This window comes from Streptomyces parvus (assembly GCF_032121415.1).
GTDB lineage: Bacteria > Actinomycetota > Actinomycetes > Streptomycetales > Streptomycetaceae > Streptomyces > Streptomyces globisporus_A.
In genome coordinates, this window is sequence record NZ_CP135079.1 from 3,901,893 (window position 1) to 3,925,496 (window position 23,604).

General features: G+C 72.9%; 21 protein-coding genes. 9 read left to right on the forward strand and 12 right to left on the reverse strand.

The genetic code is table 11. From position 1 onward, the window contains the following. The first annotated feature begins 98 nt into the window (after positions 1–98). Both RNL97_RS18595 and RNL97_RS18600 read left to right on the forward strand, forming a co-directional pair. Entirely contained in the window at positions 99–3,308 is a 3,210-nt protein-coding gene (locus RNL97_RS18595; RefSeq protein ID WP_030591217.1) for a sacsin N-terminal ATP-binding-like domain-containing protein, read from the forward strand. A gap of 176 nt (positions 3,309–3,484) precedes the next feature. Then, positions 3,485–4,345, forward strand: coding sequence for a calcium-binding protein (locus RNL97_RS18600; protein WP_313750964.1), 861 nt, complete (start codon positions 3,485–3,487; stop codon positions 4,343–4,345). A 64-nt stretch (positions 4,346–4,409) separates the two neighbouring features. Here RNL97_RS18600 and RNL97_RS18605 read toward each other — a convergent pair whose 3' ends face one another. Further along, entirely contained in the window at positions 4,410–6,887 is a 2,478-nt protein-coding gene (locus tag RNL97_RS18605; RefSeq protein WP_030591223.1) for an HAD-IC family P-type ATPase, read from the reverse strand. Positions 6,888–6,993: 106 nt separating this feature from the next. Further along, entirely contained in the window at positions 6,994–7,317 is a 324-nt protein-coding gene (locus RNL97_RS18610; RefSeq protein WP_030591226.1) for a DUF2530 domain-containing protein, read from the reverse strand. A 210-nt stretch (positions 7,318–7,527) separates the two neighbouring features. Between RNL97_RS18610 and RNL97_RS18615 the strand changes: the two genes are divergently transcribed. Further along, positions 7,528–8,982, forward strand: a complete 1,455-nt coding sequence (locus RNL97_RS18615) for an NCS2 family permease (protein ID WP_030591229.1) — start codon at positions 7,528–7,530, stop codon at positions 8,980–8,982. Here RNL97_RS18615 and RNL97_RS18620 read toward each other — a convergent pair. Further along, positions 8,975–9,214 carry a hypothetical protein gene (locus RNL97_RS18620; protein WP_030591232.1) on the reverse strand — a complete coding sequence of 80 codons (240 nt, stop codon included), beginning with the start codon at positions 9,212–9,214 and terminating at the stop codon, positions 8,975–8,977. The genes RNL97_RS18615 and RNL97_RS18620 overlap by 8 nt on opposite strands. A 134-nt stretch (positions 9,215–9,348) precedes the next feature. Here RNL97_RS18620 and RNL97_RS18625 point away from each other — a divergent pair, with 134 nt between their 5' ends. The 4 genes from RNL97_RS18625 (at position 9,349) to RNL97_RS18640 (ending at position 13,247) form a co-directional block, all read left to right on the forward strand. After that, positions 9,349–9,789 (forward strand): MarR family winged helix-turn-helix transcriptional regulator, encoded by a 441-nt coding sequence (locus RNL97_RS18625; protein ID WP_006126571.1) that lies wholly within the window; start codon positions 9,349–9,351, stop codon positions 9,787–9,789. Positions 9,790–9,921: 132 nt separating this feature from the next. Next, positions 9,922–11,256, forward strand: coding sequence for an MFS transporter (locus RNL97_RS18630; RefSeq protein WP_030591235.1), 1,335 nt, complete (start codon positions 9,922–9,924; stop codon positions 11,254–11,256). Between the two features lie 116 nt (positions 11,257–11,372). Then, the gene (gene thpR / locus RNL97_RS18635) at positions 11,373–11,969 is read left to right on the forward strand and encodes an RNA 2',3'-cyclic phosphodiesterase (RefSeq protein ID WP_243314685.1); all 597 of its coding nucleotides are present in this window, start codon (positions 11,373–11,375) and stop codon (positions 11,967–11,969) included. A gap of 288 nt (positions 11,970–12,257) precedes the next feature. Next, the gene (locus RNL97_RS18640) at positions 12,258–13,247 is read left to right on the forward strand and encodes an aldo/keto reductase (RefSeq protein ID WP_030591241.1); all 990 of its coding nucleotides are present in this window, start codon (positions 12,258–12,260) and stop codon (positions 13,245–13,247) included. A gap of 123 nt (positions 13,248–13,370) precedes the next feature. Here the strand turns inward: RNL97_RS18640 and RNL97_RS18645 are convergent, their stop codons facing one another. Next, the gene (locus tag RNL97_RS18645) at positions 13,371–13,613 is read right to left on the reverse strand and encodes a DUF6411 family protein (protein ID WP_030591244.1); all 243 of its coding nucleotides are present in this window, start codon (positions 13,611–13,613) and stop codon (positions 13,371–13,373) included. A gap of 219 nt (positions 13,614–13,832) precedes the next feature. On the opposite strand from RNL97_RS18645, the gene RNL97_RS18650 reads away from it, so the two are divergent. Further along, positions 13,833–14,312, forward strand: a complete 480-nt coding sequence (locus RNL97_RS18650) for a hypothetical protein (RefSeq protein ID WP_243314687.1) — start codon at positions 13,833–13,835, stop codon at positions 14,310–14,312. Positions 14,313–14,363: 51 nt separating this feature from the next. Here the strand turns inward: RNL97_RS18650 and RNL97_RS18655 are convergent, their stop codons facing one another. The 6 genes from RNL97_RS18655 to pip form a co-directional block, all read right to left on the reverse strand. Further along, positions 14,364–15,197, reverse strand: a complete 834-nt coding sequence (locus tag RNL97_RS18655; protein WP_243314689.1) for a phosphatase PAP2 family protein — start codon at positions 15,195–15,197, stop codon at positions 14,364–14,366. Between the two features lies 1 nt (position 15,198). Beyond that, entirely contained in the window at positions 15,199–16,152 is a 954-nt protein-coding gene (locus tag RNL97_RS18660; RefSeq protein WP_313750965.1) for a YihY/virulence factor BrkB family protein, read from the reverse strand. Continuing rightward, complete coding sequence (locus RNL97_RS18665) at positions 16,152–17,990, reverse strand: bifunctional phosphatase PAP2/diacylglycerol kinase family protein (protein ID WP_374115140.1); 1,839 nt, start codon at positions 17,988–17,990, stop codon at positions 16,152–16,154. Before RNL97_RS18665 ends, RNL97_RS18660 begins: the two co-directional genes overlap by 1 nt. Positions 17,991–18,131: 141 nt before the next feature. Next, positions 18,132–18,572 carry an ATP-binding protein gene (locus RNL97_RS18670; protein WP_050500185.1) on the reverse strand — a complete coding sequence of 147 codons (441 nt, stop codon included), beginning with the start codon at positions 18,570–18,572 and terminating at the stop codon, positions 18,132–18,134. A 27-nt stretch (positions 18,573–18,599) separates the two neighbouring features. Beyond that, positions 18,600–18,881 carry a DUF5133 domain-containing protein gene (locus RNL97_RS18675; RefSeq protein ID WP_313750966.1) on the reverse strand — a complete coding sequence of 94 codons (282 nt, stop codon included), beginning with the start codon at positions 18,879–18,881 and terminating at the stop codon, positions 18,600–18,602. Between the two features lie 133 nt (positions 18,882–19,014). Beyond that, entirely contained in the window at positions 19,015–19,992 is a 978-nt protein-coding gene (pip, locus tag RNL97_RS18680) for a prolyl aminopeptidase (RefSeq protein ID WP_243314692.1), read from the reverse strand. A 56-nt stretch (positions 19,993–20,048) separates the two neighbouring features. On the opposite strand from pip, the gene RNL97_RS18685 reads away from it, so the two are divergent. After that, positions 20,049–20,537, forward strand: a complete 489-nt coding sequence (locus tag RNL97_RS18685; RefSeq protein ID WP_030591269.1) for a hypothetical protein — start codon at positions 20,049–20,051, stop codon at positions 20,535–20,537. 37 nt (positions 20,538–20,574) lie between these two features. Here RNL97_RS18685 and RNL97_RS18690 read toward each other — a convergent pair whose 3' ends face one another. Beyond that, entirely contained in the window at positions 20,575–22,545 is a 1,971-nt protein-coding gene (locus RNL97_RS18690) for a serine/threonine-protein kinase (RefSeq protein WP_243314694.1), read from the reverse strand. A gap of 47 nt (positions 22,546–22,592) precedes the next feature. Beyond that, the gene (locus RNL97_RS18695) at positions 22,593–23,414 is read right to left on the reverse strand and encodes an SDR family oxidoreductase (RefSeq protein ID WP_243314696.1); all 822 of its coding nucleotides are present in this window, start codon (positions 23,412–23,414) and stop codon (positions 22,593–22,595) included. Positions 23,415–23,604: the final 190 nt, after the last annotated feature.

Here is a 23,604-nt window from a genome sequence, read left to right on the forward strand (position 1 = left end):
TACGGGAGGGGCGGCGCGCGCGGTACCTTCGGGCGCACACTGGGCCGCACAGGCATACGCGGGCCACCCACAACGCGGACGGAGTCGAGAGCGTGAGCATGAAGGCGACCGAGGGGGCCGATCCGTTCGGGACGGCACGGCTGCGGCGCGGCGTGCTCGACGCGTGGGGCGCCGGGCCCGCCCGGTTCCGGGAGGACGCCAACGCCGAGGAGGACCTCGCGCTCGGCGGCTACCGCGACCGCCTCGTCGTCGAGCTGGCCCAGAACGCCGCCGACGCCGCCGCCCGCGCCGGGGCCCCCGGCCGGCTCCGCCTCACCCTGCACCCCGCCGCCCCCGGCGACCCGGACGCCCGCTGCGTGCTGGCCGCCGCCAACACCGGCGCGCCCCTGGACGCGACCGGCGTCGAGTCCCTGAGCACCCTGCGGGCCTCCGCCAAGCGCGAGGGCCACGAGTCCGCGGTGGGCCGCTTCGGCGTCGGGTTCGCCGCCGTCCTCGCGGTCAGCGACGAACCGGCGGTGCTCGGCCGCCACGGCGGCGTCCGCTGGTCGCTGGCCGAGGCGCGCGAGATGGCCCGCCAGGCGGCCGTCGGCTCCCCCGGCCTCGGGGACGAGTTGCGCCGCCGCGACGGACACGTACCGCTGCTGCGCCTGCCACTGCCCGCCGAGGGCTCCGCGCCCGAGGGGTACGACACCGTCGTCGTGCTGCCGCTGCGCGACGGCACCGCCGAGGACCTGGTGGCCCGGCTGCTGGCCGCCGTGGACGACGCGCTGCTGCTCACGCTGTCCGGCCTGGACGAGATCGTCATCGAGACCCCGGACGGCACGCGGACCCTGAGCCGGTCGCAGCACGGCCCGTACACCCACATCGACGACTCCGCCCGCGGTCTCAACCGCTGGCGCACCGTCCTCCACCACGGACCCATCGAGCCCGCCCTGCTCGCCGACCGGCCGGTCGAGGAGCGGCTGCGTCCGCACTGGTCGGTGACCTGGGCGGTCCCGGTCGACGAGTCCGGCGCTCCGCTCCACCCCCGTACGGCACCGGTCGTGCACGCCCCGACCCCCACCGACGAACCCCTCGGCATCCCCGCCCTGCTCATCGCCTCGCTCCCGCTGGACACCGCCCGCAGGCACCCCGCGCCGGGGCCGCTGACCGACTTCCTGGTGGAGCGGGCGGCCGACGCGTACGCGGAGCTGCTGGACGGCTGGCGGCCCGTGTCGACCGGGACGATCGACCTGGTGCCGGGCCAGCTCGGCAAGGGCGCGCTGGACGGGGCCCTGCGCGGGGCGATCCTGGCCCGGCTGCCGAGGGTCGCGTTCCTGGAGCCCGCCGCGCCCCGGGACCCCGAGGCCGAGAGCGGCTGGGGCGACGACTGGGACCGGGACCGTACGGAGGACACCGCATCCGACACCTCCGCCCTGCGGCCCGTCGAGGCCGAGGTCGTCGAGGGCGTCGGGGCCGAGACCGTAACGGTCCTCGCCGAGGTGCTGCCCTGTCTGCTGCCCGCCGGTCTTGAGCGGCGCACCGAGCTGCGTACCCTCGGGGTCGCCCGGGTCCCGCTGACCGAGGCGATCGACCGGCTCGCCGGCCTGGAGCGCGACCCCGCCTGGTGGCACCGGCTCTACGAGAGCCTCGCGGGCACCGACCCCGACCGGCTCACCGGCCTCCCCGTCCCGCTCGCCGGTGACCCGGAGGACGAGCGGGCCGGCCGCCCGCCGCGCACCACCATCGGGCCGCGCCAGATCCTGCTGCCCCTTCCGGACGCGCTGACCGGCCCCGTCCTCGGCCGCCTCTCCCGGCTCGGCCTGAAGGTCGCCCACCCGGACGCCGCCCATCCCCTGCTGGAGAAGCTGGGCGCCCTGCCCGCCACACCCCGGGCCGTACTGACGACCCCTCAGGTGCGGTCCGCCGTCGCCGGGTCGCTGGACGCGGGGGAGATCTGGGACGAGGACGCGCTCGACGCCGACGAGCTGGCCGAGACCGTGCTCACCCTCGTCCGCGACGCCGAACTCGCCCCCGGCGACGAGCCGTGGCTCGGCGCGCTGGCCCTGCCCGACGAGGAGGGCGAGCCTGCCCCCGCCGGTGAACTGGTCCTGCCCGCAAGTCCGTTCGCGCAGATCATGCGGGAGGGGGAACTCGCCCTCGTCGACCAGGAGTTGGCCGATCGCTGGGGCGAGGCGCCGCTCACCGCCTGCGGGGTGCTCGCCACCTTCGCCCTCGTCCGGGCCACCGACGTGGTCCTCGACCCGGACGAACTGGAGCCCCGCGACAGCGACTTCGCCGAGCCCGACGACGCCGGGCTGCTGGACGCCGTCGACGTCTGGTGCGAGGACCTGCTCGACCAGCTGCCCGAGACGCCCGTGCCGCCGGTCGCCACCGAGATCGTCGCCGTACGGGATCTGGACCTGGTGGACGACGATGCCTGGCCGCAGGCGCTCGCGATGCTGGCCCGGCCGCCGCTGCGCGACGCGCTGACGCAGCCGGTGCGGGTGCTGCTCCCGGACGGCACGACGCAGTCCGTGCGCGCGTACACCGCGTGGTGGCTGCGCGATCACCCCGTGCTGGACGGCCGCCGCCCGGCCGGACTGCGCTCGGCGGGCGGTGACCCGCTCCTGGCCGGGCTGTACGACGCGGTGGACGCGACCGGCTTCGACGACGCCCAGGTGCTGCGGGCTCTCGGGGTACGGACCTCGGTCGCCGCCCTCCTGGACGAGCCGGGCGGCGCGGCCGAACTGCTGGGCCGCCTCGCCGACGAGGAACGCCCCGTCACCCCCGTGCAACTGCACGCGCTCTACACGGCCCTCGCCGAACTGGACCCGGACCAGGTGACGTTGCCGGACGAGCTGCGCGCGGTGGTGGACGGGCAGGTCACGGTGGTCGACGCGGCGGACGCCGTGATCGCGGACGCCCCGGACGTGCTGCCGCTGACGGCGGGCCTGCCGCTCCTCCCGGTCGCCCCGTCCCGGGCCGCCGAGCTGGCCGAGCTGCTCCAGGTGGGCCGCCTGGGCGAGACGGTCGAGGCGGACGTCACCAGCGAGGGCGAGGAGCACCGCGTACCGGAGTCGGTACGCGTCCTGCTCGGCCCCGCCACCCCCGACGCGTACATCGAACACCCCGAACTCCGCGCGGGCGGCGTCGAACTCGACTGGCGCCGCACCCCGGACGGCGTCGTCCACGCCGCCACCCTGGAGGGCGTGGCGGCGGGTCTCGCCTGGGCCGCGGGCCAGTGGCCCCGCCGCTTCGAGGTCGCGGCCCTGCTGGAGGACCCGTCGCGTACGGAGGAGCTGGCGCGGGACCGCTGGTTCGACTGAGGGTCGGCGGTGTCCCGGGAGTGAGCTGCGGGTTCACAGAAAAGTCACAGACCTGCACAACCGTTCACCTGGTTCGTGTGTCTGTTCCTGTGAGCCAAGAGGCTCATGGACCAGATGGGTCCCGCCGGGCTGACGACACAAGCGCGCCCCGGGACCCCTTCTCCACTTGGGGACACATGCGTATTCGTGCCACCGTGGCCGCCGTTTCCGGCGCCCTGGCCCTTTCCGCTTTCGCAGTACCGGCCGCGCAGGCCGATGACGGTCGGTCCTGGAACCCGGACAGCGGCTTCACCGCCGCCCAGCCCTCGGCCGGTGAGAAGTCGAAGCGCGGGTTCGCCGCCGCGAAGGCCGCAGCAGCACCGAAGATCACCTCGGCGGTCGTCAACGGCGGCAAGCCGATTCCGGTCGGGACCAAGTCGAAGCAGACGGTGCCCTTCACCGCCACGGCCACCGCCGAGGCCGGTGTCGGCGGCGTCGCCGCGTTCATCTGGATCGGCTCGTCCGTCGAGGACGAGGACAGCTTCGGCTTCGGCCCGAACGGGAAGTCGATCTCCTGCAAGGTGGTCAGCGCGACCACCTCGACCTGCAAGGGCACCATCACCCTCGACCCGGGCCTGATGATCAACTCCGATGCGACCTGGTGGCGCGTCGGAGCGTCGGCCGTCACCGAGGAGGGGGAGGAGTTCCAGCATGACGCTCTCTCCAAGGTCCGCGTCCAGCGCTTCTCCAAGCTGACCGTGAACGCCTCCCCGGAGCCCGTGAAGAAGGGCAAGACCATCACGGTCACCGGCAAGCTGACCCGTGCCAACTGGGACACCGGCACGTACAAGGGCTACAGCAAGCAGGCCGTGAAGCTCCAGTTCAAGAAGAAGGGCGCCACGAGCTACACGACCGTCAAGACGGTCACGACCAGCTCGACCGGCACTCTGAAGACCACCGTCAAGGCCTCGGCCGACGGCACGTGGCGCTACAGCTTCGCCGGCACGCCGAGCACCCCGGCGGTCTCGGCCAAGGGCGACTACCTCGACGTGAAGTAGTAATCGCCTACCGAAGCCCCCGGGAGGATCACCGTCCTCCCGGGGGCTTCCCGCTGTCCGCGGCCTACGCCCCGAAGCGCCGCCCCACCCCTCGCCAGACGAACTCCAGCAGCGCGGCCGCCGCCACCGCGATGGCGACCGCCGTCCACGGCATCGTCGTGCCGACCAGCTTCAGCGCGAAGAAGTCCTGGAGCCACGGCACCACGAGCACGATCAGGAAGCCGAGCCCCATCGCCGCCACCAGGCCGATCCGCCACCAGGTGTACGGGCGGGCGATGATCGCCAGGACCCACATCGCGACCAGGAACAGCGTCAGCGTCGCCGCGCTCGTCTCGGCGTCCAGTGCGCCCTCGCCGCTGTAGTGGTGCCGTGCCACCAGGTACGTGGTGAAGGTGGCCGCCGCCGCGATGACGCCCGAGGGGATCGCGTACCGCATGACCCGGCGTACGAAGTGGGGCTGGGCCCGTTCCTTGTTGGGCGCGAGCGCCAGGAAGAACGCGGGGACGCCGATGGTCAGCGTGGCCAGGAGGGTCAGGTGCCGCGGCAGGAACGGGTACTCCACCTGGGTGCAGACCACCAGGATCGCCAGCAGCACCGAGTAGACCGTCTTGGTCAGGAAGAGCGTCGCGACCCGGGTGATGTTGCCGATCACCCGGCGGCCCTCGGCCACCACCGACGGCAGCGTCGCGAAGCTGTTGTTCAGCAGCACGATCTGCGCCACCGCCCGCGTCGCCTCCGAGCCCGAGCCCATCGAGACCCCGATGTCCGCGTCCTTGAGCGCGAGGACGTCGTTGACGCCGTCACCGGTCATCGCGACCGTGTGGCCGCGCGACTGGAGGGCGGCCACCATGTCCCGCTTCTGCTGCGGGGTGACCCGGCCGAAGACCGCGTTCTGTTCCATGGCCGTGGCCATCTCGTCCGGGTCGGTGGGCAGCCGGCGGGCGTCCAGCGTGTTCTCCGCGCCCGCGAGGCCCAGCTTCCCGGCGACCGCGCCGACCGAGACCGCGTTGTCGCCGGAGATGACCTTGGCGGCCACGTTCTGGTCGGCGAAGTAGGCGAGCGTGGCGCCCGCGTCGGGCCGCAGCCGCTGCTCCAGCACGACCAGGGCGGTGGGGGCGGCCCCGGAGGCCGCGCCGGGCGCGTCCAGCTCCTCGCCCTGCGCACGGGCCAGCAGCAGCACCCGCAGCCCCTGCTCGTTGAGCTGCTCGATTTCGGCGAGGGCCGCGTCGCCCTCGGACAGCAGGACGTCGGGCGCGCCGAGCAGCCAGGCCGAGGCCGTCCCGTCGGCCTCGGCGAACGCCGCGCCGCTGTACTTGCGCGCCGAGGAGAACGGCATCGCGTCGGTGACCGTCCAGCTCTCCGCGCCCTCGGCGTCCGCCGGGTAGGCGTCGATGATGGCCTGGAGACTGGCGTTGGGCCGGGGGTCGGAGGACCCCAGCGTCCGCAGCACCTGCCGTACGTATGCCTCGTCACTCCCGTGGAGCGGCCGGACCTCCGTGACGTCCATGCCGCCCTCGGTCAGCGTGCCCGTCTTGTCCAGGCAGACCACGTCGACCCGGGCCAGGCCCTCGATGGCCGGCAGCTCCTGCACCAGGCACTGCTTGCGGCCCAGGCGGACGACACCGATGGCGAAGGCGACGGAGGTGAGGAGGACCAGGCCCTCGGGGATCATCGGGACGATGCCGCCGACGGTCCGGGCGACGGAGTCCTTGAAGTTGTTGTCCTTCACGACCAGCTGGCTGATGATCAGCCCGATCGCGGTCGGCACCATCATCCACGTGACGTACTTCAGGATCGTGCTGATGCCGCTGCGCAGCTCCGAGTGGACGAGCGTGAAGCGCGACGCCTCCTCGGCGAGCTGCGCGGCGTACGCCTCGCGCCCCACCTTCGTCGCGGTGAACGCCCCGCCGCCCGCGACGACGAAGCTGCCCGACATCACCGGGTCGCCGGGCCGCTTGATCACCGGGTCGGCCTCCCCGGTCAGCAGGGATTCGTCGATCTCCAGGCTGTCGGCCTCGGCGACCGTGCCGTCCACGACGACCCTGTCCCCGGGGCCCAGCTCGACCAGGTCGCCGAGGACGATCTCGGAGGTGGAGATCTCGGCGGCGGCCCCGTCGCGCCGCACGGTCGGCTTCGCCTCGCCGATCACCGCGAGGCTGTCCAGGGTCTTCTTGGCCCGCCACTCCTGGATGATGCCGATGCCGGTGTTGGCGACGATCACGAAGCCGAAGAGGCTGTCCTGGATCGGCGCGACGAACAGCATGATCACCCAGAGCACGCCGATGATCAGGTTGAACCGGGTGAGGACGTTGGCGCGGACGATCTCGGCGAGCGAGCGCGAGGACCGTACGGGTACGTCGTTGACCTCGCCGCGCGCGACCCGTTCGGCCACCTCGGCGGTGCTCAGACCGTCCGGCCGATGGGGCGGCGGCGGTGGCTCCATGGGGTGCACGGGGTCGAGTTCCGCCCCCGCGTCGATCATGGCCGGCCGGGAGGGTCCGGGGGTCTGCTCCCCGGAGGAGTCGAGTGCCCGCTGCGTCATGGGTCCGACGTTACGGGCGCCCGCGGTGAATCTCCCGCCAGGGGGTCGAAGATCCGACCAGGGGAGGACGAAGTCGGTCCCGTGGTCGTACGGAGACGCGAGCGGGTCAGCCGGTTCCGTCCGGCTGGTCGCCGCTCAGCGCCTTGTCCGCCGCCTCGGCTCCCGCGGCGTCCTTGACCTCGGCCCGGGCCGCGTGGCGCTTGAGGGCGGCGTCGCGGCCGCGCACGTACCAGATCCCGATCAGGCCGAGCCCGGCGCCGGCCAGCGGGGTCCACACCCACCAGGTGTGGCCGCGGTCGGCGAACCAGCCGTAGAAGGGGAGCTGGGCGAGGAAGAGGACGAACCAGAGGATCGTGCCGCCGACGACGGTGGCGACGACGGGGCCCTCCAGGGGTTCGGGCGCCTCGTGCTTCGGTGTCCACTTCTCCATGCGTTCAGTGTATGGGGCCCCGTCCTGACCCCCCGATCGGCGGGTGACGGGGCGGTCGGCCCCAGGGTCTACGCGCGGAGATAGCGATCTTCGCTTGATGTATTCATACTGAATCTGCTTTGGGCTGGCTCGAATTGTTCGTCGGAACATCCAAATTCGATCACCTCTCGTCCTTTGCTCCGCCTCCCCTACGTACGACTGAGGTCACCCATGCCCCCCTCGGCCACCGCTCCGGTCGACTCGCCGCCCCCCGCGGCTCCGCAGCCCCAGGGCAGCCTGGACCGGTTCTTCAAGATCTCCGAGCGGGGGTCGACCGTCGCCCGCGAGTTCCGCGGCGGGTTCGCCACGTTCTTCGCGATGGCGTACATCATCGTGCTCAACCCGATCATCCTGGGCAGCGCGAAGGACATGTACGGCCACCAGCTGGACAACGGTCAGCTGGTCACCGCCACCGTGCTCTCCGCCGCCTTCTCCACGCTGCTGATGGGCGTCATCGGCAATGTGCCGATCGCGCTCGCCGCCGGCCTCGGCGTCAACACCGTCGTCGCGCTCCAGCTCGCCCCCCGGATGAGCTGGCCGGACGCGATGGGCATGGTCGTCCTCGCGGGCGTCGTGGTGATGCTGCTGGTCGCCACCGGGCTGCGGGAACGCGTGATGAACGCCGTGCCGAGGTCGCTGCGCAAGGGCATCGCCATCGGTATCGGTCTCTTCATCCTCCTGATCGGCCTCGTCGACTCCGGCTTCGTCTCCCGCATCCCGGACGCCGCGCACACCACCGTGCCGCTCCAGCTCGGCGGCGACGGCCACCTCAACGGCTGGCCGGTTCTCGTCTTCGTCCTCGGCGCGCTGCTGACCCTCGCGCTGATCGTGCGCAAGGTGCCCGGTGCGATCCTGATCTCGATCATCGCCATGACGGCCGTCGCCGTGGTCATCGACGCGGTGGCGGGCCTGCCCGAGGGGGCATGGGGTCTGACGACGCCCTCGTGGCCGGGCAACCCGGTCTCCGCGCCGGACTTCGGGCTGCTCGGCGAGGTCAGCCTGTTCGGCGGCTTCGAGAAGGTCGGCTATCTGACCGGCGTGCTGTTCGTCTTCACCGTGCTGCTCTCCTGCTTCTTCGACGCGATGGGCACCATTCTCGGCGTCGGCGACGAGGCGAAGCTGATGGACGAGAACGGCAACTTCCCCGGCATCAACAAGGTGCTGCTGGTGGACGGCATCGCGGTCGCCTCGGGCGGGGCGACCTCCGCCTCCGCCACCACGTGCTTCGTGGAGTCCACCGCCGGTGTCGGCGAGGGCGCCCGCACCGGACTGGCGAGCGTGGTGACCGGCCTGCTCTTCTCGGTGGCGCTGTTCCTCACACCGCTGGCGACCATGGTCCCGTCGCAGGCGGCCACACCCGCCCTGCTGGCGGTCGGCTTCCTGATCATCGCGGGCTCGGTGCGGGACATCGACTGGAGCGACTACACGCTCGCGGTCCCGGCGTTCCTCGCGATGGTGATGATGCCGTTCACGTACTCGATCACCAACGGCATCGGCATCGGCTTCGTCGCCTTCTCCGTGCTCCGCCTGGCGGCGGGCCGGGGCCGTGAGGTGCCGATCGCGATGTACGTGGTGTCGGCGGTCTTCGTCTTCTACTACGCGATGCCGGCGCTCGGCCTCACGTGATCGGCGGCGTCACGCTCCTCCTGGAGTCGAGCGGAGGCGTCACGCTTCCCCTCGCGTCGCCGTAGAACTTCTCCGTCTCCTCGACGGCCACCTTGAAGCGTTCGTCGAAGTCGTCGCGAATGAGCGTCCGGACCACGTAGTCCTGGACGCTCATTCCGCGTTTCGCGGCGTGCTGCCGGAGCCGGTCGAGCAGCTCACCGTCTATCCGCAGGCTGAGCACTGTCGATCCCATGTCCAGCAGGGTCGCCGCCCCGGAGCGCTCTTTGCGTCACTTTCCGCTTCCAACTCACTCGTTCGGGTGATCGGAATTTACGGGAGGCGTAACCGGGTGGTATTTAGATTGGGTAATGAGTTACGCTAACGAACATGCCTGACCTGATCCACGACGGCGACAGTGCCGCCGCCGTGAGCTCCCTCCGCTCCGCCGTGATGCTGCTGGGCCGTCGCCTGAAGCACCAGCGTGTCGACGAGTCGCTGAGCCCCACCGAGATGTCGGTGCTCGGCACCCTGGCCCGCTGCGGCTCGGCCACCCCCGGTGAGCTGGCCCGCAAGGAGCATGTGCAGCCGCCGTCGATGACCCGCATCGTCGCGCTGCTGGAGGCGAAGGGGCTGGTCAGGCTGGAACCGCACCCCGATGACCGTCGGCAGAAGAGGGTCAGCCAGACCGAGCAGGCCGAGGCCATGCTCGCGGAGAGCCGCACCAAGCGGAACGCCTGGCTGGCCCACCTCGCCGAGGGCCTGGACGAGGACGAGTGGGAGACGCTCCGGGCCGCCGCGCCCGTGTTGGAGAAGCTCGCCCACCTGTGACCCCACGGGCGCGCCGACGGTGACCCGCCGGGCCGTATCCCTGGATACGGCCGGACCGGATCACCGCCGGAGCGCCCGTCGTCACGTCCTCGTCGGACCGCACGCCGCAGACGTACGAGGAGATGAACCCTTTTGAGTACGGGACCCGGAGCAGACTCCGCCCCCGCACCGACTTCCACCCACGAGAGCACGACCGGCGGGACCTTCTCGTCGCTGAAGATCCGTAACTACCGCCTGTTCGCCACGGGCGCCGTGATCTCCAACACCGGTACCTGGATGTCCCGCATCACGCAGGACTGGCTCGTGCTGAGCCTGACGGGTTCCGCCACCGCCGTGGGCATCACCACGGCCCTGCAGTTCCTTCCGATGCTGCTCTTCGGCCTGTACGGCGGCGTCATCGCCGACCGCCTCCCGAAGCGGCAGATCCTGCTCGTCAGTCAGGCCATGCTCGGCCTGTGCGGTATCGCGCTGGCCGTCCTGACCCTCTCCGGGGTCGTCCAGGTCTGGCACGTCTATCTGGTCGCCTTCCTCCTCGGCATGGTGACCGTCGTCGACAACCCGGCCCGCCAGTCGTTCGTCTCCGAGATGGTCGGTCCCGCGCAGCTGCGCAACGCGGTCAGCCTGAACTCGGCGAACTTCCAGTCGGCCCGGCTCATCGGCCCCGCCGTCGCGGGTGTCCTGATCACCACGGTCGGCAGCGGCTGGGCGTTCCTGCTCAACGGCCTGTCCTTCCTGGCCCCGCTCGTCGGCCTGCTGATGATGCGGACGAACGAGCTGCACGCCTCGGTGACCGTGCCCCGCGCCAAGGGCCAGCTCCGCGAGGGCCTGCGCTACGTCCGGGGCCGCCCCGAGCTGATCTGGCCGATCGTCCTGGTCGGCTTCGTCGGCACGTTCGGCTTCAACTTCCCGATCTGGCTGACCGCCTTCGCCGACGAGATCTTCGACGGCGGCGCGGGCATGTACTCCTTCTTCAACATCCTGATGGCGGCCGGTTCGCTGGCCGGCGCGCTGCTCTCCGCCCGCCGCCGCTCCTCGCGGCTGCGGATGCTGGTGGCGGCGGGCACGGCGTTCGGGCTGCTGGAGATCACGGCCTCGCTCTCCCCGACCGTCTGGCTGTTCTCGATCCTCCTGGTCCCGATCGGCATGCTGGGCCTGACGACGAACATCACCGCGAACACGAGCGTCCAGATGGCCGCCGATCCGGAGATGCGGGGCCGGGTGATGAGCCTGTACATGATGGTCTTCGCCGGGGGTACGCCGGTGGGGGCCCCGATCGTCGGCTGGATCAGCGACACCTACGGCGCCCGCACCGGCTTCGCGGCCGGCGGTGCGATCTCGGTGATCGCCGCCCTGGCCGTCGGCTTCGCCCTCGCGCGCGTCGGCGGTCTCCGCCTGAAGGTCGACCTGCGCCCGGGCCGCCCGCACGTCCGCTTCGTCCCGCGCGAGCAGCTGGCGACGGCGGCGTGACAGAGACGGGAAACGCCCCCCTTCCGGACCGGGAGGAGGGCGTTTTCCGTGCCGGGGCGCCCGGTCGCGCGGGACGGCGCCGGGCCCGGCGCCCCGGAGCTGCCAGACTCGCGCGCATGAGCAGCAGCGAACCCGGTCGTCCCGCCACCCAGCGGCTCTTCGCCGCCGTCCTGCCGCCCGGCGCGGCCGTCGCCGAGCTCCGCACGGCCCTCGCGCCGCTGCACGCCCTGCCCGGTGCGCCGGATCTGCGCTGGACGAGCCCCGAGGGCTGGCACTTCACGCTGGCGTTCTACGGGGAGGTGCCCGAGGACGTGCGGCCGGAGCTGGAGGCGCGTCTGGAGCGGGCCGCGCGTCGCACCGAGCCCTTCGCGCTCCGCGTGCACGGGGCCGGACACTTCGGCGGGCGGGCGCTGTGGGCCGGGGCTGCGGGCGGGCTCGACACGCTGCGGCTGCTCGCCGAGCGCGCGGAGGCCGCCGCCCGGCGGACCGGGCTGCCGATGGAGGAGCACCGCCGCCACACCCCGCACCTCACCCTGGCCCGCAGCCGGGGCGCGGCGGACCTGCGGCCCCTCGTCGCGGCGCTGGCGGGGTTCGAGGGGCAGCGCTGGGAGGCCGCCGAGCTGACGCTCGTACACAGTCACCCGCCGGCGTCCGGGGTGCCGGGGGAGCGACCGCGCCACACGGCGGTGCGGGCCTGGCCGCTGGGCGGGTGAGCGGTGCCGCCGCGCCGGGCCGGGCCGCGGTGCCGGTACGACGGCCCGGGCGGGCTGGCGGTCGGCCCGGTGAGCGGTGCCGTTACGCTCGCAGGGTGGACCCGAAGACCAGAAACCGCATCATGGCGGCCGTGCTCGTGCTGATATTCGTCGTCGTCGCCGTGGGGGCAGCCCTGGGCGGCTGAGACCCGGCGGGCCGTCGGGCGGCGTCCCACGCCGCAGGGCGGCCCGGCGCGTCCGGGGTGCGTGCTTGCCTGGAGTGGACTCGAAGGAGTTGGCTTGGGCGTCATGAAGTACACACAGCTCGGACGCACAGGACTCAAGGTCAGCAGGCTCGTCCTCGGGACGATGAACTTCGGCCCGCAGACCAACGAGTCGGACAGTCACGCGATCATGGACTCCGCGCTCGGCGCGGGCCTGAACTTCTTCGACACGGCCAACGTCTACGGCTGGGGCGAGAACAAGGGGCGCACCGAGGAGATCCTCGGCACCTGGTTCGCCCAGGGCGGCGGCCGACGCGACAAGGTGGTCCTGGCCACCAAGATGTACGGGAACATGGGCGCCGACGGCGAGGCCTGGCCCAACCACGACAAGCTCTCCGCCGTGAACATCCGGCGCGCGGTCGACGCCTCCCTCAAGCGCCTCCAGACCGACCACATCGACCTGTACCAGTTCCACCACGTCGACCGGAACACCCCCTTCGACGAGATCTGGCAGGCGATCGACGTCCTGGTCCAGCAGGGCAAGATCCTCTACGTCGGCTCGTCCAACTTCTCCGGCTACAAGATCGCCCAGGCCAATGAGCAGGCCGCCCGGCGCGGTTCGCTCGGCCTGGTCAGCGAACAGTGCATCTACAACCTCGTCGAGCGCCGCGCCGAGATGGAGGTCATCCCGGCCGCGCAGGAGTACGGCCTCGGGGTCATCCCCTGGTCCCCGCTGCACGGCGGTCTGCTGGGCGGCGTGATCAAGAAGACGACCGAGGGCGGCCGCCGCGCCTCGGGCCGCGCGGCCGACGCCCTGGCCGACCCTGCCACCCGTGCCCAGCTCCAGGCGTACGAGGACCTGCTCGACAAGCACGGCCTGGAGCCCGGCGAAGCGGCCCTCGCCTGGCTGCTCAGCCGCCCCGGCATCACGGGCCCGATCGTCGGCCCGCGCACCGCCGAGCAGCTGGACAGCGCGCTCCGGGCGCTTGAGCTGGAGCTCCCGGAGGCGGTGCTCACCGGCCTGGACGAGATCTTCCCGGGCCCGGGTCCGTCGCCGGAGGCGTTCGCCTGGTAGGGCGGCGGGCGCCCGGCACGGTCACCACCTGGCGTACGTAGACCACGTGGTGCAGGAAGAAGGGGCCTCCCGGCACTCTGCGGGAGGCCCCTTCGACGGGGTCGTGGAGCCGGGGCACCACGGTCAGAACGGCATGTGGCCGCGGGCACGGCGACCGGCCGAGCCGCTGCGGCCGACGGCCTTGGAGCTGCTGCGGAACGGCTTGCTGAAGATCCGGCCCAGAATGCCGGGAGCCTTGCCGCCGGCGCGCGAGCCCAGGCCCAGCGAGCGCTGGGTGCCGCGCTCCGGGCGGCGGGAGAGGCGCGGTACGAAGAAGGCGAGTACCGCGAGCACGACGCAGACGGCGACTATTCCGACGACCATCATGGAGATTCCTTGTCCTGGTGCTGTGGTGGGCGAGTGGTGTCTGCTCCGCGTGCCCCGTCGTCGGCTCCCCGAACCCCGGGTGGTGCTGTCGTCCGCGCGCGGCGGAGGGATCCGGTCTGACCGGGAGATACCCGGGCAGGAGATGCTGGGCCGGGCCCGGGGGGACCGTCCGGCGAACGACGAACGACGAAGGACGACGAGAAGGGGAGGGACGCAACGATGTCTCCGGTGACCGAGAAGTGGGGCGAGGTCCTGCGCACGCATCTGGTGCTCGGCGTGGAAGGCTCGCCCGTCCGGGCCGCCGCCGCGTTCTCCGCCGAGGCGGGGTTCTTCGCGGTCGCGGGGCGGGGTGACGAGGACGCGTGGCCGTACTTCCGCTCGACGGCGCCCGACGCGGAGGGCGCGGACGATGTCGAGGCCCTGCGCACCGTGTGCGCGGAGGCCGTCCACCCCCGGGGGTTGCGGATCGCGGGCACGCTCTGGCGGCGGGAGAGCCGCGAGGTGGTCTCCGACGTCGTCACCGGGAGCGAGCTGGAACTCGCCCTGCTGCGGGACGGCGACCGTGTGATGTGGGTCGTCCGGGCGGCCCAGGGCGTCTGCACGTTCGTGCTGGTGGACGGGGACAGCGAAGCGCGGGTCTCCGAGGCCCGGTCCCTGGCACTGGACTTCGACTCCTATCTGGTCGGGCAGGGGTACTGACTCCGTTCCCGGCCCGCCGGGCGGCACCGCCCCCGTTCCCGGCCGGCCCGGTCATCCCGGCGAGCCGCTGCCCGTGCCGTACGCCTCCGGCTCCGGCTCGTCGTCCGTCAGCTCGGGCTCCAGGCCCTCCGACACGTCCGCGCGGGAGAGGCCCGCATCGCTCCGCCAGGCCTCGAAGGCCCAGCCGGTCAGGACGACGACCGCCCCGCCCAGCAGCCATCCGCCGATGACGTCGCTGAACCAGTGGACGCCGAGCGCGATCCGGGTGAACCCGACGCCCAGGGCGGAGATGCCCGCCGCCGCCCAGCACAGCCCGCGCCACCGGCGTGGCACCAGCGGCAGGAGGACCAGCAGGAGGACGGCGCACGAGGTGGTGGCCGTCATCGCGTGGCCCGAGGGGAACGAGTAGCCCGGCGCCTCGGCCACCGGGTCCTGGAGCGAGGGCCTGGCCCGCTCCACCACGAATTTCACGAGCACCCCGATCAGCGCGCCCCCGATCGCGGTGGTCGCCGCCCAGGCGGCCAGCCGCCACGCCCGCCGGTACAGCAGCCAGCCGGTGAGCAGGGCGACCGCGATCCGCAGCGTCGCCGGGTCCCAGAGCCAGTCCGACAGGAAGCGCAGCGTCGCCGTCCACCCCGGGTGCTCCAGGGCCACCTCGTGCAGCCGCCGGGCGGCCCCCGCGTCCAGGCGCAGCAGGGGCGGCCACGCCCCCTCGACGAGGAGCAGGAGCAGACCGAACGGCACCGCCGCGGCCGCGCCGGCCCCGACGGCCACCAGCAGGCGTACGCCCAGGCGGCGGTCGGCGCGGCGGGTGCGGGCCTGGCCGGCCTGGTGTGCGGCACGGTCCGGTTCCGGGGCGGGGGGTTCGGTGAGGGATCGTGGCACGTCATGCTCCGGGGTCGGCGGTGATCGGTCCGGGCCTGCGGGCGCGGGCCGCCTCCAGCTGGGCGGCGAAGGCCAGTCCGAGGAAGAGGGCGATGGAGGTGAGGTAGGCCCACATGAGCAGCGACATGAACGCGCTCAGCGGACCGTAGACGGTGTCGAAGGAACCGCTGATCCGGAGGTAGAGGCTCAGGAGCCAGGTCAGCGCCGTCCACAGGACGAGGTAGAGGGCCGCTCCGAAGGCCAGCCACGTGTAACCGGGCTGTTTGCGGCGCGGGGACCGCCGGAAGATCGTGCTCGCCGAGACGAGGGCGAGCAGGAAGCCCAGCGGCCAGCGCAGCAGGTCCCAGGTGTCCCGGGCGGTGTCGCCGAGACCGTACACGGAGGCCGCCGCCGAGACGAGCTCCCCGCCGGCCACCATCATCACGGAGCCGATGCCGAGCGGGATGCCGGCGCTCAGGGCCATGACCAGACCGCGCAGGTACTTCAGGTGGAAGACGCGGTCCCGCTCCACCCCGTAGATCCGGTTGGCGCCGCGCTCTATCTGGCACATCGCGGTGGTGACGTTGGCCACGGAGAAGGCCAGCCCCAGCCAGAGGGCGACCTCGGGACCGTCGCCCTCGCGCCGCTGGTTGCGGTTCAGGGCGTCGTCCACCACCTCGGCGCTGGGGCCCTCGCTGATGCCGCGAATGGTGAGTTCGGCGAGCCGTCCCACGCTCTCGGTGTGCAGCTCGGCCGAGAGACCGACGAAGGCGATCACCAGCGGGATGATCGCCAGGATGGTCTGGAGGGCCAGCGCGCGGGCGTGGCTGAAGCCGTCGGCGTAGCGGAAGCGCACGAAGGCGTCCCGCATCAGGGGCCAGCGGCCGTACCGGCGCAGGGCCGCGAGCGCCTCGTCGCCGGACAGCTCGTCCCCGCTCATGTCACGGGTCATCGGGACCCGGGCCGCCGTCCCCATCAGCGTTCCCCTGCCGGGAGCATGACGGTCAGGGCGCCGGGCCTGACCTCCGCCGTGAGGCGCAGGCCGGGGCCCACGGGGTCCCCGTCGATCTCGCGCGGCTGCGGCCCGGCGAAGGTCAGCTCGGCCCGACGGAAAGTGTGGAACTCGACGGGGACCCCGTCGCCCGCGTCCGTGCCGGTCACGCCTTCGCCGCCCGCACCCCGGCCCTTCGCGCGCAGCAGCACCCCCGCCGCGCGGAGCCAGCCGCCCGCGCCCCTGGGGTCGAAGACCGCGAGGTCCAGCAGGCCGTCGTCGGGTTTCGCGGCGGGGACCGGGGCCGCGCCCGCTTGGACCGTACCTATGTTGGCGAGGAGGACCATCCGGGCGGTGCGGCGCAGCTCCGGCCCGCCGTCGAGCCGGACGGTCAGCCGCATCCGGGGAGCGCGCAGCCCCTTGGCCCCGGCGAGAACGTACGCGGGCCAGCCCAGGACCGACTTCGCGCGGTCGGAGGTCTCCTCCAGCATCGCCGCGTCCAACCCCGCCCCGGCCATCGCGGTGAAGTGGACGGAGGGGAATCCGTCGCCCTCGATCCGGCCGAGGTCCAGGACGCGGGGCTCGCCGGTCAGTCCCGCCGCGAGGGCCTCGGCCGGGCGGAGCGGCAGGTCCAGGTTGCGGGCCAGCAGGTTGCCGGTGCCGGACGGTACGAGAACCAGCGGGACGCCCGTGCCGGCCAGGGTGTCCGCGACCGCCCGGACCGTGCCGTCGCCGCCGCAGACCACGATCAGCTCCGCCCCGGCGCGCAGGGCCTCGGCCGTCTGGCCGCCGCCGGTGTCCTCGGCGGTGGTGTCGACGAACGGGGTGTCGCGGTGGCCGTGCTGGGCGAGGACCAGGCGCAGCTGCTCCTGGGTGGCCCGATCGGTCACCGTCGGGTTGACGATGACGGTGACCTGCTTCCGTGCCGGGGCGGTGCGCTGGTCGGCGGCGGCCACGGCGATGTCCAGGGCATCGGCCGGAGGCCGGCCCGCCCAGGAGTGCTCGGGGAGCACGGCCCGGCCCAGGACGAGCAGGGACAGTGCGCCGTTCGCCAGTCCGCCTGCCACGTCGGTGGGGTGGTGCATGCCCCGGTAGAGGCGCGCCAGCCCCACCAGGAGCGGGAGGAGCAGCAGGAGCGCGGCCAGCGGCTTGCGCCACGGGGCCCGGACCCGGGACAGGACCAGGACGGCGAGCCCGGCGTACAGCGCGGTGGCCGCTCCGGTGTGCCCCGAGGTGTAGCTCGACGTGGGCGGGGAGTCGTCCATGCGCTCCACGTCCGGGCGGGTCCGGTCGACGGAGGCCGTGATCAGGACGAAGACCGCCGACTGGAGCGACACGGCGACCGCGAGGAAGGCCGCCTCACGCCAGCGGGGCAGCCGGGGAACCAGGACCAGCGCGAGACAGGCCAGCAGGGTGAGGCCCACCACCGTGGAGGTGTCGCCGAGGGCGGAGGCGATCGAGGAGGCCGTGTCGAGGGTGGCGGTGCGGGCGTCTTCGAGCGCCTGGACGGCCGCGTCCTCCGCGGTCATCGGCCACAGTTCCCGGGCCGGCCCGGTGATCAGCAGGCCGAATCCGGCGACGACGGCCGCCTGGCAGACCGCGAAGGCGCCGATCCGGGCCGCCTCCCGGGGGATGCCGGTGGAGAGAGCGGGGGAGCGGCCGGGCCGGCGGGGAGCGGGCGTTCCCCGACGCCCGCTCCGGCCACTCCCGCTGTTCCCGTCGGCTTCCCCGGACCGGCTGCTCCCGTCGGCCTCCCCGGGCCCGCCGCTCCTGCCGGTCACCCCGCTCCCGCTCGCGTCTCTCGCCGGAACGCTCGTGTTCATCGGGTCCCCCCACGTCTGCTCCGCCGCACGGCGGTTCGCGGGAGACCGTTTCTCCCTCGGCGATACGCCGTATGCCCTGTCGTGAGCGGGTCAGACTTCCCGGGCCCGTGCTCTCCGGCCCCGCCTCTCGCTCCTCGCGGCTCAGGGCCCGGAGAGCGGCACGGCCGCAGTGATGGAACGGCCGCCTCCGGGCAGCCGCGTGATGTCGACCTGGTCGGCGAGCTGGTGGACCAGCCACCAGCCCGCTCCCTCCAGCCCGCCGCGGTCGGCGACCGGGGCGAGAGGGGAGGCGGGGAGGACGTCGTCGCAGGGGTCGGTGACGCTGATGGTGATCTCGCCGCGGCTCAGCGTGCAGACCAGGAAGCAGTCACGGGAGAGGTCCGCCCGGTGGTGCAGCACATGGCCGACGAGTTCGGAGGCGATGAGCGTGGCGTCCCACACGCCGGCCAGATGCGCCGAGCGGTAGCGGGCGTCGGGCGAGCAGGACAGCGGGTAGAGGGCGAACTCCACCTCCTGTCGCGCCTCGGCGGCCGTCCTCGGCCGGGACACCAGCCTCGCCGTATCGGCCCCCTCGCTCTCCACGGGCCGGCTCCCTTCGTGTCGTGCGGGTCAGGTCGTCCGAGGCTTCGGCACGGAGGCGCCGGGGATCTTCATGCGCTGGATCGGGACGCCCGACTCCGCCTCCTCCTCGGCCGCCGCCCTCCGCAGGATCGCGTCGGCGGCCAGCAAGGCGTCATGGACGGTGCGGGTGCCGGTGCTCACACACAGCGTGTACGTCACGTCCTCCAGACTGCGCTGCAGTTCGTGGTCGGAGTCCTGGGAGTGACGCAGTTGCAGGTCGTTGTAGCGGGCCAGCAGGGTCCGCATGGCATCGGGGCTCGGGGTCAGCATCCTGTCCTCACCAGCCGTCGCAGAGGCAATGTGGCTCACCTGGTGCCCCGGAGGGCCCGCCGCCATGCCTCCACTCCGCCGCCGCGTTCGCGGGAAGAGGCCCGTACGGGGGTTTCCCGGCCGGCGGAGGCCCTCAACCGCGGCGCGCGAAGCCGTCCAGCGCCGCCAGCACCGCCCGCCGGGTCTCCGTGCCGCCCATGTGGCCCGCGTTGTCGATGACCGTCAACGTGGCGTCGGGCCAGGCCCGGTCCAGTTCCCAGGCGGTGATCAGGGGGCCCGCGAGGTCGAAGCGGCCGTGGATCAGGGCGGCCGGGATGCCGGTCAGGCGGTGGGCGCGGGAGAGGAGTTGGCCCTCCTCCAGCCAGGCTCCGTGGGCGAAGTAGTGGGAGCAGATCCGGACGAGCGCCAGTTGCTCGCGGCCCGGGCGGCTGCCGTACGGGGGCGGGCCCGGGATCGCCTCCATCGACAGGACCGCGTCCTCCCAGGCGCACCAGTCCGCCGTCGCCTTCTCCCGTACGGCGGCGTCCTCGCTCTCCATCCGGCAGGCGTACGCCGCGACCAGGCCGGCCGGGTCGCTCGTCTCGGGGACGCCCGCGCGGAAGGCGGCCCAGGCCTCGGGGAAGAGCTGGCCTGCCCCCCGGTAGAGCCAGTCGATCTCGCTGCGGCGGGTCGTCGTCACCGCCGGGATGACCGCCTCCGTGACCCGCTCCGGGTGCTCCTCGGCGTACGCCAGGATCAGCGTCGAGCCCCACGAGCCCCCGTACAGCAGCCACTTGTCGATGCTCAGGTGCTCCCGCAGGCGTTCCATGTCCGCGATCAGGTGGGCCGTCGTGTTGTGCCGCATGTCGGTCGCCGGATCGCTCGCGTGCGGCGTCGAGCGGCCGCAGCCCCGCTGGTCGAAGAGGACCACCCGGTAGCGGTCCGGGTCGAAGTACTGGCGGGAGCGGGGTGTGCAGCCGCTTCCGGGGCCGCCGTGCACCACGAGGGCCGGCTTGCCGTCCGGGTTGCCGCACACCTCCCAGTGCACGAGGTTGCCGTCCCCGACGTCCAGCATGCCGCTGTCGTACGGTTCGATCGGCGGATACAGCGTGCCGTCCGGTGTCCGGTCCATCCCAGAGCCTCCCTCGTGAGCCGGACAGCCTACGGCAGCGGCGTAGCCTGGACGCCGTGAACGCCGCTCCCCGGGTCCTCGCCCGCATCGCCGATCTGCTGGCCGCCGCCGCTCCCGACGAGCGCGGTGCGCTGTGGCATCTGGCGGAGCCGGGGCGGGAGTTGGACGCCAATCTGGTGCGGCTGCCGCCCGGCGCCGAGGTCGGTGAGCACCAGGAGGACGTGCTCGATGTGCTCCTCGTCGTGCTGGCGGGGGCGGGCAGCGTCAGGGCGGGCGACGGCCAGGTCCTGGACCTTGCGCCCGGCACCGCGCTCTGGCTGCCCCGTACGTCCCGGCGGGCGCTCGCGGCGGGGCCGGACGGGCTCACGTACCTCACCGTCCACCGCCGCCGCCCCGGCCTCGCGATCAAGCCGCCGAGCGGGGCGTACGAAGGCGGCGAGGGGCCCTGCATGCTGGACCGGGTCTGCCCGGAGTGCGGGCGGCTGTCGCAGGACCCCGCGCCGGTGTTCTGCAGCCGGTGCGGGGAGCGGTTCCCCGGGCAGTGAGCCGGAGCGGGCCGGAGCGCTCGACCGGTACCGCCCCTCAGAAGCCCTCGCACTCCGTCAGTTCCGGCCGCCCCGGCGGGTTCTTGTCGCCCACCAGCCTCGACAGGTTCTCCTTGTACATGTCCTCCCACACGCGGCCGGCCAGGATCGTCCGGAGCGCCGAGCACACCTCGCGCTTCAGGGTCGGGGTCCCCGGACGCATCGCCACGCCGTAACCCTCCGCGCCCTGGATGTTCTCCAGCCGCCGTACCTTGCCCGGATTGGCCTCGACGTACCCGGCGAGGATGATGTCGTCCGAGGCCACCGCGTACACGTCGGACTTCGGGTCCAGCAGCTTGTCCAGGCAGTCCTGGTAGGTGTTGGGCTGGGACTCCGCCATGGTGAAGCCCTGCTTCGGAAGCGCCTTCTCGTACGTCGACTGCCGTGCCGTGCACACCTCGACGCCCAGGTCCCGCAGATCGCTGGAGTCGTTGATCGTGTACTTCGCCGACTTCTCGCGGACCAGGAAGCCGCGGCTCGCCTCGTAGTACGGGCCCGCGAAGTCGACGCTGTAGCCGTCGGGGGCGGCCGTCTTGCGGTCGTCGGTGATGCTGTACGAGGCGATGACCAGGTCCACCTGTTTGGTCTTCAGCGCGGTGGACCGGTAGTCCGTGGCGACCGTGGTGAAGGCGACCTCGCCCTTGCCGTACCCCATGCTCTCGGCGATCGCGTAGGCCAGGTCGATGTCGTAACCCTGGTACGTACGTGTCTTCCTGTCGAACTTGCTCAGCCCGGGCTGGTCGTCCTTGACGCCGATCTCCAGGGTGGGGTGCGTGTCCTTCCACCGCTCCTGGCTGCCGCTGCCGGCCTGCCCCCGGTCCTTTGCCGAACCGGCCCGGTCGCCCTGGCCGTCGCCGCCCCGCGCGGCCAGCCAGCCCGCCCCGGCCAGCAGCGCCACGCACACGACGGCCGCCGCGACCTGCCACCCCCGGTACCGGGAGCGCCGCCGCCCGCTGACCGCCGCAGGCGCGACGGCCGGGCGTAGTGCGGGCGTCGGAGGCGTCGAGGGGTCCGGCGTGGAGACCGCCGTGGGCGGATGCGTCGCCGCGCCCCCCGCGCCGGCGTTCGGCGAGGCGGGGTCGTCGAGCACCTCGCGGAGCATCGCCTCCGCCGTGGCCGCGTCCAGGCGCTCCCGGGGGTCGGTGACCAACAGCCCCTGGATGACCGGGGCGAGGGGCCCGGCGTACCGCAGGACGGGGTCGGGGGACTGCCGGATGTTCTCCTGGACCTCCCACACCTCGTGCCCGGCGAAGGGCAGGCGGCCCTCGACCGCCTCGTACAGCGTGACGCCGAGCGCCCACAGGTCGGAGGCGGGCGTGGGGCCGGGGGAGGCGGGGGCGAAGAGTTCGGGGGCCAGGTAGGAGGGGGTGCCGATCACGCCGCCGGTCCGGGTCACCCGGTCCGCGCCCTCGAAGGTGGCGATGCCGAAGTCGACCAGGATCGCGAGGCCGTCGTCCCGGACGAGGACGTTGCCGGGCTTCACGTCACGGTGGACGACCGATGCCGCGTGGACCGCCCGCAGGCCGTGGAGGACCTGGAGGCCGATGTTCGCGGCGCGCGGTACGGCGAGGACTTTGTCGCGGCTCAACAGGTCCCCGAGGGACCGTGCTTCGAGCAGCTTCATCACGATCCAGACCTGGTTGTCGGTCTCGACCTGGTCGTGGACCGTCACCACGTTCTGATGCTCGATCTTGGCGATGGCCTCCGCCTCGCGCCGGGCGCGCTGCATCGCCGTCGCCTGCGTGCCCGGAGTCATGGCGTTCCGGTCGAGCAGGCCCTTCACCGCGACGTACCGGCGCAGCCGCAGGTCGTGGGCCTTCCAGACCTCGCCCATCCCGCCGCTGCCGATCTGCTCCAGCAGCTCGTAGCGGCCGTCGATCACGGTCCGGGGGGCGTCGTCCGCCCGGCGGCCGGCAAGGCGCCGGTCCTGCCCGTCGTCCGCTCTGCCGACGCTGTCTTCGTTGTGCATACGCCCCCCCCTGTGCACTACATGGACCAGGCCAGACTAGACACCTTCTAGGCGGCCGCGCCGCCGTTGCTCTTCAGCAACTGGCCGTTGATCCACTGACCTTCGGGGGAGCACAGGAAGTCCACCAGGTGGGCGGTGTCCCGCGGGGTGCCGAGTCGGCCGAGCGGGGTCCCCCGGACCAGGGCCTCGCGCAGCTCGTCGGACATCCACCCGGTGTCCACCGGGCCGGGGTTGACGACGTTCGCCGTCACCCCGAGGTGGGCCAGCTCGTGCGCGGCGGCGAGCGTGATCCGGTCCAGGGCCCCCTTGCTGGCGCCGTAGGGGAGGTTGCCCACGGTGTGGTCGCTGGTGAGCGCGACGATCCGGCCGGCCGGGGTGCGGGGCGCGGTGTCGGACGGGGTGCTGCCGGTGGCGCTCCGGAAGCGCAGCCCGTACTCCCGGATCAGCAGCCAACTGGCCCGGGAGTTCACCGCGAAGTGCCGGTCGAACGCCTCCACGGTGGTGTCCAGCAGCCCCGAGTCCACCGACTCCGCGTGCGAGAGGACGAGCGCGGTCACCGGGCCGCCGAGGCGCTGCTCGGCCTCGTCGAAGATGCGGGTCGGCGCGTCGGGGTCGGTGAGGTCCGCCTCGATCGCCGCCGTACGGGCTCCGGCCTCCGCCAGCTCCTTCGCGATGGACGCGGCGGCCCCGGGTTCGGCGCCCCACTCCATACGGCGGTCGTACGGCGTCCAGTAGGTGAAGGCGACGTCCCAGCCGGAGGCCGCCAGCCGCCGCGCGATGCCCGCGCCGATGCCGATGCTGCGGCCGACGCCGGTGATCAGGGCGATGGGACGGGCCGGGGCGGGCGAGGGCTGCGCGGTGGTCGTCACGCGGTGATCCTTCGTGGCCCCCAGGCGTACGTCAATGACGTTTCCGGTCACCGCGGCGACCCGCGCCGACCTGTGCTGACCTGCGGCGACCCATCTTCCTGGTGGGCCGACGCGATCTTTCTGTTTCCCCTCGGCGGTCCACGCTCCTAACGTGGTCCACGGAAACCGCAACGAACGGTACATATCGGAG